This is a genomic window from Micromonospora deserti, assembly GCF_003236335.1.
Taxonomy (GTDB): Bacteria; Actinomycetota; Actinomycetes; order Mycobacteriales; family Micromonosporaceae; genus Micromonospora; species Micromonospora deserti.
Genome location: NZ_POUB01000298.1, coordinates 1 through 6,953, shown reverse-complemented (window position 1 = coordinate 6,953; position 6,953 = coordinate 1). Strand labels below are relative to the sequence as shown.

6 protein-coding genes are annotated in these 6,953 nt (G+C 72.4%); 3 read left to right on the top strand and 3 right to left on the bottom strand.

The window, feature by feature from the left end:
- Positions 1-165: 165 nt before the first annotated feature.
- Together C1I99_RS27430 and C1I99_RS27425 are read right to left on the bottom strand one after the other, a co-directional pair.
- The gene (locus C1I99_RS27430; RefSeq protein WP_111137107.1) at positions 166-2,154 is read right to left on the bottom strand and encodes an acetoacetate--CoA ligase; all 1,989 of its coding nucleotides are present in this window, start codon (positions 2,152-2,154) and stop codon (positions 166-168) included.
- Between the two features lie 257 nt (positions 2,155-2,411).
- Positions 2,412-2,930: an acyl-CoA thioesterase gene (locus C1I99_RS27425; RefSeq protein ID WP_111137106.1), complete on the bottom strand. Its 519-nt coding sequence runs from the start codon at positions 2,928-2,930 to the stop codon at positions 2,412-2,414.
- 23 nt (positions 2,931-2,953) lie between these two features.
- On the opposite strand from C1I99_RS27425, the gene C1I99_RS27420 reads away from it, so the two are divergent.
- Positions 2,954-3,613, top strand: coding sequence for a hypothetical protein (locus C1I99_RS27420; protein WP_111137105.1), 660 nt, complete (start codon positions 2,954-2,956; stop codon positions 3,611-3,613).
- 42 nt (positions 3,614-3,655) lie between these two features.
- Here C1I99_RS27420 and C1I99_RS27415 read toward each other — a convergent pair whose 3' ends face one another.
- Positions 3,656-4,819 carry an acyl-CoA dehydrogenase family protein gene (locus C1I99_RS27415; RefSeq protein ID WP_111137104.1) on the bottom strand — a complete coding sequence of 388 codons (1,164 nt, stop codon included), beginning with the start codon at positions 4,817-4,819 and terminating at the stop codon, positions 3,656-3,658.
- Positions 4,820-5,069: 250 nt separating this feature from the next.
- On the opposite strand from C1I99_RS27415, the gene C1I99_RS27410 reads away from it, so the two are divergent.
- Positions 5,070-6,497, top strand: a complete 1,428-nt coding sequence (locus C1I99_RS27410) for a UDP-glucose dehydrogenase family protein (protein ID WP_111137103.1) — start codon at positions 5,070-5,072, stop codon at positions 6,495-6,497.
- Positions 6,498-6,650: 153 nt separating this feature from the next.
- On the top strand, positions 6,651-6,953 hold a 303-nt coding region (locus C1I99_RS27405; protein ID WP_146604067.1), incomplete at its 3' end, for a hypothetical protein.

The following is a 6,953-nucleotide window of genomic DNA, read 5'->3' as shown; positions in this document are numbered from 1 at the left end:
AACCCGGAGTCCCTGACCGCGTTCGCGGCCCTCCCCCACCGCCGTGCCACGGAAAAGGTCACCCACACCCTCACCTGATGCCGATCATGGGGTTGTGGTGCCCCACCGAGGGGCATATCGCCACGTTCCGCCATCACAACTGCATGATCGACACGACCGGTCGGGTCAGGCCGGGGTGGGGTGGTCCTCGGCGGCGCGGCGCTGGGCGAGGGCCGCGAACGCGGTCAGGGACTCCGGGTTGGCGAGGGCGCCCGTCGCGGCGGCGCGGTCCACCGGGGTGCCGGTGAGGATCTTCTTCACCGGCACCTCCAGCTTCTTGGCCGACAGGGTGCGCGGCACCGCGCGTACGTGGTGGATCTCGTCGGGCACGTGCCGGGGCGAGAGCGCCGTGCGCAGCTCCCGGCAGATCTTCGCGCGCAGCGCGTCGTCCAGGTCCAGACCATCGGCGAGCACCACGAAGAGCAGCAGCTCCCCGGCGCCGCCCTCGTCGTCCTCTAGGTGCACGACGACCGAGTCGACGACCTCGTCCAGCCCTTCGACCACCGAGTAGAACTCGGCGGTGCCGAGCCGCACGCCGCCCCGGTTGAGGGTGGCGTCGGAACGGCCCGTGATCACGCAGCCGCCGTGCTCGTTGATCGTGATCCAGTCACCGTGCCGCCAGATCCCCGGGTAGACGTCGAAGTACGCCTCGCGGTAGCGGGTGCCGTCCGGGTCGTTCCAGAAGCCCACCGGCATGCTCGGCATCGGCTCGGTGATGACCAGCTCACCCAGCTCGCCGATGACCGGGGTGCCGTCGCCCGAGCGGGCCTCCACCTTGGCGCCCAGCGCCCGGCAGGTGATCTCCCCGGCGTGCACCGGCAGCAGCGGCACCCCACCCACGAAGCCGGTACACACGTCGGTGCCGCCGGAGAGGGACTGGAGCTGCAGGCCGCCGCCGACCGCCTCGTACACCCAGGTGAAGCCCTCGGCGGGCAGCGGCGCGCCGGTGGAGCCGAGCCCGCGCAGGGCGGAGAGGTCGGCGACCTCCCGCGGCGCCAGCCCAGCCTTGCGGCAGGCCAGCAGGAACGGCGCGGAGGTGCCGAAGTACGTCGTGCCGGTCCGCTCCGCCAGCCGCCACAGGGCGCCCAGGTCGGGGTGGCCCGGGTTGCCGTCGAACAGCACGATCGTCGCGCCCACCGCCGGCCCGGAGACCAGGAAGTTCCACATCATCCAGCCGGTGGTGGTGAACCAGAAGAACCGGTCGGCCGGGCCGAGGTCGTGGTGCAGGGCCAGCATCTTCAGGTGCTCCAGCAGGATGCCGCCGTGGCCGTGCACGATCGGCTTGGGCAGCCCGGTGGTGCCGGAGGAGTAGAGCACGTAGAGCGGATGGTCGAAGGCGACCGGGGTGAAGGTGAGCGGCTCGTCCGTGTCCGCGGCCAGCTCGTCCCAGGTCAGCGCTCCCTCCGGTGGCGGGCCGGCCGGGTCGAGGTACCCGATGCCGACGGTGTGCGCCAGCGACGGCAGGGCGGCCCGGATGGCGGCCACCTCGCCCCGCCGGTCGACCGGCTTGTCGCCGTACCGGTAGCCGTCCACGGCCACCAGCACCTTCGGCTCGATCTGCCGCCACCGGTCGGTGACGCTGCGGGTGCCGAACTCGGGTGCGCAGGAGGAGAAGATCGCGCCGAGGCTGCTGGTGGCGAGCAGCAGCACGTAGGTCTCCGGGATGTTCGGTGCGTACCCGGCCACCCGGTCTCCGGCGGTGACGCCGAGCCGGCGCAACCCGGCCGCCACCCGGCGGACCTGCTCCCGCAGCTGCGCGGCGGTCAGCGTGACCGGCGGCCGGCTCTGGCCGTGCGCGATCACCACCGGGTCGTCGTCGGCCCGACCGGGCATCCGCAGCACGTTCTCGGCGTAGTTGAGGGTGGCGCCGGGGAACCAGCGGGCGCCCGGCATCCCCCGGTCGGCCAGCGTCGCGGTCGGCGGGGTGTGCGCGACCACCTCGAAGTGGTCCCAGACGGACCGCCAGAACGCGTCAAGGTCGGTGACCGACCAGCGCCACAGCTCGTCGTAGTCGGCGAAGTCCAGCCCCCGGTGCTCCCGCAGCCAGCGCAGGTAGCTCCCGATCCGGGACCGCTCGCGTACGTCCGCCGGCGGCCTCCACAGCACGTCACCCACTGCTCCACCCCTCCCTCAGGCCCTGGCACGACACTGTGCATGGGCCGTGGCGCCATCTTGCCCTACCTCGAAGCGCCATTCTCCGCACCGGGTGCCGGTCAGGGGGCATGGCCGGCCCACACGCCCGGCCCGGCGCCGGTGTGGGTCGGCCCGGCAGAGCGCGCGCCGGCTGCCGGGCGGCGGCGCGGCACAGGGAGCGTCGCGGCACGGCACAGAGCGGCGCGCGGCGCAGACAGCGGCGCGGGCGGGGCGGCCCGTCAGCCGGCGCGGTGGGCCTGGATGGCGCGGCGGCGGGCGAGCCGGTGCGCCCGGCGGATCTCCGCCTCCCGGAACCGGCGCTCGTCCTCCGGGGTCTCCGGCAGCACCGGCCGCACCGCGCGCGGCGCGCCGCCGACGTCCACCCCGACGAAGACGAGGTACGCGGTGGCCACCCGGACCGCCTCGTCCTCGGCCGAGTCCCACCGCTCGGCAACCACCCGGACCCCGACTTCCATCGAGGTCTGCCCGGTCCAGTTGACCTGGGCGTGGGCGTGGACCAGGTCACCCACCCGGACCGCCTCGGAGAAGACGATCTCGTCGATCGCCGCGGTGACCGCCGTACCGCCGCTGTGCCGGGCCGCCGCCGCGCCCGCCACGTCGTCGACGAACTTCATCAACACACCACCGTGCACGGTGCCGTACAGGTTGACGTCGACGGCGGTCATGATCCGGCTCAGCGTGACCCGCGAGTACGAGGTGGGCTTGCCGGCCGGGACAGCGGAGGGGTGATCTGTCATGGCGAAAACGGTACGGTGCGCGGATGCGACATCTCTGGAGCTTCCTCGCCGGGTTGGTGGTGGCGCCCGTCACCTGGGTGCTGGTCGCCCTCGGGCAGGACGGTTCGACCCGCACCGTCGACCGTTGGGTGGAGATCGGCACATTCAACTCGGCCAATCTCATCGAGCCGGCCGTCTACCTGGCCGTCGGCGGCGTCCTGCTCGGTCTGCTCGGCACGCTGCGCATCTCACCGCTCGGCCCGCTGGTGGCCGGGCTGCTGCTCACCGCCCCGTACGTGGGGATGTTCGTCGCGCCGTTCACGGTGCGGGACCGCATCCCGGACGGCGGGCGGGTCTTCGGGGACCCGCTGCCCCTCGACCTGCCGGTGGAGAACGGCACACTCTTCCTGATCGGCCTGCTGCTGCTGGTGGCCACCTTCAGTGGGCAGCGCTGGCGCCGGTGGCCGAAGCCCGCGGCCGAGGCGGAGCTGACCTCGGCGCACGGCCCGACGAAGAGCGACTTCACGCTGACCGACTGGCCGCCGACCGACTCGACGGACCGGGACACCGGCCCACCGACCCTGGGCTACCCGGACCCGGACCCGACCCCGACCGAGCCGCTGCCCAGGCGGACCAGTGGCGAGTCGCCCTGGTCGGCGCCCCCGCGCACCAACCGGCCGGAGGACACGACCGGGATCCGATGAACCGCGGGCGGGCCGGGGAGAGCCGGCCCGCCCGCCGACCCGTCAGCCCTTGAGCAGCTGGCGGGCCATCACGATGCGCTGCACCTGGTTGGTGCCCTCGTAGATCTGGGTGATCTTGGCGTCCCGCATCATCCGCTCCACCGGGTAGTCGCGGGTGTAGCCGTAGCCGCCGAGCAGCTGCACCGCGTCGGTGGTGATCTCCATGGCGGCGTCCGAGGCGAAGCACTTCGCCGCCGCGCCGAAGTAGGTCAGGTCGGCGTCCCCCCGCTCGGACTTGCCGGCCGCCGCGTACGTCAACTGCCGGGCCGCCTCCAGCTTCATGCCCATGTCGGCGAGCATGAACTGGATGCCCTGAAAGTCGGCGACCGGCTTGCCGAACTGCTTGCGCTCCTGGACGTAACCCCTGGCGTAGTCGAGCGCGCCCTGGGCGATGCCGACGGCCTGCGCGGCGATGGTGACCCGGGTGTGGTCCAGGGTGCGCATCGCGGTGGCGAAGCCGCTCCCCTCGGCGCCGATCATGCGGTCCGCCGGGATGCGGACGGTGTCCAGGTAGACCTCGCGGGTCGGCGAGCCCTTGATGCCGAGCTTCTTCTCCGGCGCGCCGAAGCTGACCCCGGGGTCCGACTTCTCGACCACGAAGGCGGAGATGCCCCGGGACCGGGCGGCCGGGTCGGTGACCGCGAAAACGGTGTAGAACTCCGAGACGCCGGCGTTGGTGATCCACCGCTTCACGCCGTTGAGCACCCAGTGGTCACCGTCACGTACGGCGCGGGTGGTCATCGAGGCGGCGTCGCTGCCCGCCTCCGGCTCCGACAGGCAGTACGAGAACATCGCCTCGCCGGCGGCGACCTGGGTCAGGTAGCGGCGCTTGAGCTCCTCGGAGCCGGCCAGCAGCACCGGCATGGTGCCGAGCTTGTTGACCGCGGGGATCAGCGAGGACGACGCGCAGGCACGGGCGACCTCCTCGATCACGATGGCCGTGGCCAGGGCGTCGGCGCCCGCACCGCCGTACTCGACGGGGATGTGCGGGGCATGGAAGTCGGCGGCCCGCAGCGCGTCGTAGGACGCCTTGGGGAACTCACCTGTCTCGTCGGCCTCGGCGGCGTGCGGAGCCACCTTTGCCGCACAGACCTCACGGACCGCCTCCCGGATCGCCTCGTGCTCCTCCGGCAACCGGTAGACGTCGAACGACTGTTCTGCGGCCATGTCGGCCCTCCCCTTCACCGCTATCATGCGCAGTCTGTAGCGTCTCCTGACCGCCGACCGCGCAGACTGAAGGATAACGACCACAGTTCGGCTGATGTTACCGGCGCGTAGGCCCGGGCATGACAGGGCACCGATGTCGGTGGGCGATGATGGATGACGGACAGAGAGCCACCCCCTCCGGTGCCCGGCCAGGCGCCGCAGCAGAATGCGACGCGACGACGCGCCGCCAGTGCGAGCGGAGAAGACAGGCGTGACGATCCCGTACCCGAACACCCAGCCGATGCCCGCCATCGCGGCGGTGACGCCCCCGTCGGGCGCGCAGCGGCCGCGGGTCACCTTCCTCGGCACCGGCTACCTCGGTGCGACGTACGCCATCTGCTACGCCGAACTGGGCTACGAGGTGCTCGGCTTCGACGTCGACGCCGACAAGATCGCCATGCTCAACGCCGGTGAGGTGCCGATCCACGAGCCGGGCCTGGACGAGCTGCTCAAGCGCAACCTGGCCGCCGGGCGGCTGCGGTTCAGCACCGACATCGCCGAGACCGCCGACTTCGGCGACGTGCACTTCATCTGCGTCGGCACCCCCCAGCGGGCCGACGGCATGGGCGCCGACCTGTCGTACGTCGAGGCGTCGGTCACCAGCCTGGCCCAGCACCTGACCCGCAAGGCGCTGATCGTCGGCAAGTCCACCGTGCCGGTGGGCACCGCCGAGTGGGTGGAGCAGCTGGTCGGCAAGCACACCCCGGCCGATCTCGGCGTCGAGGTGGCCTGGAGCCCGGAGTTCCTCCAGGAGGGCTTCGCCGTCGACGACGTGCTGCGGCCCAACCGAATCGTGGTGGGAGTCAAGAGCGAGTGGGCGAACGGCATGCTCTACGCCGCCCACAAGGGGGTCTTCGACCTGGCCGCCACCGAGGACCGCGAGGTACCGCTGGTGGTCACCGACTTCGCCACCGCCGAGCTGGTCAAGGTCGCCGCGAACGCCTTCCTGGCCACCAAGATCTCCTTCATCAACGCGATGGCCGAGGTCTGCGAGGCCGCCGGCGGTGACGTCACCCAGCTCGCCCGGGCCATCGGCTACGACCCCCGGATCGGCAACCGGTTCCTCCAGGCCGGGCTCGGCTTCGGCGGCGCCTGCCTGCCCAAGGACATCCGCGCCTTCCAGGCTCGCGCCCAGGAGCTCGGCGCCGGCGAGGCGCTGCGCTTCCTGCACGAGGTCGACCTGATCAACCTGCGCCGCCGCACCCGGGTGCTCCAGCTCTCCGCCGACCTGCTCGGCCGCCGCTCCGGCCCGGCCGGCCCGGACCTGTCCGGCACCCGGATCGCCGTGCTCGGCGCCACCTTCAAGCCCAACACCGACGACGTACGCGACGCGCCCGCGCTCGCCGTCGCCGCGCTGCTGCACAAGGCCGGCGCCGACGTACACGTCTACGACCCGCAGGGCACCGAGAACGCCCGCCGCGCCGTGCCCGAGCTGACCTACGAAGGCAGCATCAACGCGGCGGTGACCGGCGCCGACCTGGTCTGCGTGCTCACCGAGTGGGCCGACTTCCGCAACGCCGACCCGGTCGCCCTCGGCGACCTGGTCGCCGGCCGGAAGGTGGTCGACGGCCGCAACTGCCTGGACTCGGCACTGTGGACGCAGGCCGGCTGGGAGTACCGCGGAATGGGCCGCCCCTGACCGTCCCCCTCGACGCCGACGACCGGCCGTGGAGCGCGCTCCACGGCCGGTCGTCTCGTTGTTCACCCCGGACCCGCCGACAACGGTCGAATTCCGCGCCGGCTTTCGGCATGCTGCGACAGTGGGAGTCCACAGTGCGGGTGGAGGGGTGTCGTGGCGACCTTTCAGTGCTCCTCGTGCGGCCAGGAGATCAAGCCGGCCGTCCGCTGCCCGCACTGCGGCGCGGACCAGCCACAGTGGGTCGAGCACCTGGCGGAGATCGAGCGGTCCATCGCGGAGATGAAGGCCCGCGAGGCCGCCATCGCCAGCGAGCAGCGGCAGATCGCGGCCAAGATGCAGGCCGCGCTCTTCCAGCGGGACATCCTCGCGCACGCCGGTGAGGAACGGCTCAAGCAGGCGACCCGGCCGCGCCGGGTGCTGCGCCGCCGGGCCGGCCGCCGCCCGCCGACGGCCACC

Excerpts from the sequence above, each read along its gene's own strand:
- C1I99_RS27425 (WP_111137106.1), bottom strand. The coding sequence starts at position 2,930 with ATGACAGATCACCCCTCCGCTGTCCCGGCCGGCAAGCCCACCTCGTAC.
- C1I99_RS27415 (WP_111137104.1), bottom strand. The coding sequence starts at position 4,819 with ATGGCCGCAGAACAGTCGTTCGACGTCTACCGGTTGCCGGAGGAGCAC.
- C1I99_RS27420 (WP_111137105.1), top strand. The coding sequence starts at position 2,954 with ATGCGACATCTCTGGAGCTTCCTCGCCGGGTTGGTGGTGGCGCCCGTC.